The sequence below is a fragment of the Rhizobium sp. SEMIA 4085 genome (assembly GCF_013004495.1).
Taxonomy (GTDB): Bacteria; Pseudomonadota; Alphaproteobacteria; order Rhizobiales; family Rhizobiaceae; genus Rhizobium; species Rhizobium gallicum.
In genome coordinates, this window is record NZ_JABEPH010000675.1 from 1 (window position 1) to 1,148 (window position 1,148).

At 54.3% G+C, this 1,148-nt stretch carries 2 tRNA genes and 1 rRNA gene; all 3 read right to left on the minus strand.

The annotated features are described in order from the left end of the window. Window positions 1–82: ribosomal RNA gene (locus tag C9413_RS32280) — 23S ribosomal RNA — on the minus strand; the annotation flags it as partial. A gap of 655 nt (window positions 83–737) precedes the next feature. After that, window positions 738–813, minus strand: a tRNA-Ala gene (locus C9413_RS32285). Between the two features lie 101 nt (window positions 814–914). Further along, a tRNA-Ile gene (locus C9413_RS32290) sits at window positions 915–991 on the minus strand. Between the last annotated feature and the right edge of the window lie 157 nt (window positions 992–1,148).

Genomic DNA, 1,148 nt, shown 5'->3' on the forward strand with positions numbered 1-1,148 from the left:
CCACGGCTTATCGCAGCGTATCACGTCCTTCATCGCCTGTGCATGCCAAGGCATCCACCAAATGCCCTTACGACACTTAATCGTTCTCATTGCCAATGCTCATCATCTTTGTTGGATTTGGAAAACCGCATCCGCTCGGCTTGCGACCTTGCGGACGTGCCAAATCCGACCATCCGGACAACCTCTCAGTTGCCGCACAATCAAATCCGAAGACCAACAATGCGTGATTACCTTTTACAATCACGCTTTCTAATGATGCCATCGACGTGTTCGACAGATCTGCTTCATTGGAGCTACGCCGAGCAGCTCGCTTCACAGTCTGTCTTAAGACCAGCTTCTCGAGATCAAATCCGGTGGCGCGCGGTCAGGCAACGCCAATCCAGCACCGTCGGTCAGATGAAAGCCAAAGCCTTCAAACAACAACAATGCCTCAGGACAAGCTTCCTTCCTACATCCGGCTCCTCTTTCGTTTCCGGTCGGCTAGACCATCAACGACATCATTGGAACCGGCTTCGGACGCCTCGGGCCTAAACCCAAAACACCTGGAAGCCTCCAGATCAATCTTCTCTTCACGATATATGCAGAACAGGCATCGTCACAAACGATGCAAACTTTGTTTTTCTTCAGAAGACAATTCTTGTCGCTCACGCGCCGAAGGCGCTCCGCTCGGGCGCCAAACGATTGGCGACGCGCCTTGCGCTACGCTTCGTTGCCGTCAGTCTCGACACCAATCGATTTGGTGGAGCTGAGCGGGATCGAACCGCTGACCCCCTGCTTGCAAAGCAGGTGCTCTCCCAGCTGAGCTACAGCCCCATCAGCTCGATCGCCCGGGCAAGCCCAGGTTCGGCAATTTTCCGCGTCAGGAAACCCAACAGCAAGTCCGTCATCCCTCAACCCGCATTCGCAAAAGCAAATGGTGGGCCCGGGTAGACTTGAACTACCGACCCCACGCTTATCAAGCGTGTGCTCTAACCAACTGAGCTACGGGCCCATTCGGGGAACCGGTCGACGCGGTTTTTTGTCTTCTTGAAGAAAGAGAAACGTGGACGGCGAAAGCTCGCCATACCGTCGTGACCGAAGTCGACGCGGCGTATTGCGTTTCGATGGTCACCTGACTGGTGCCATCTATGTTCTAAAAAGCACGGGAA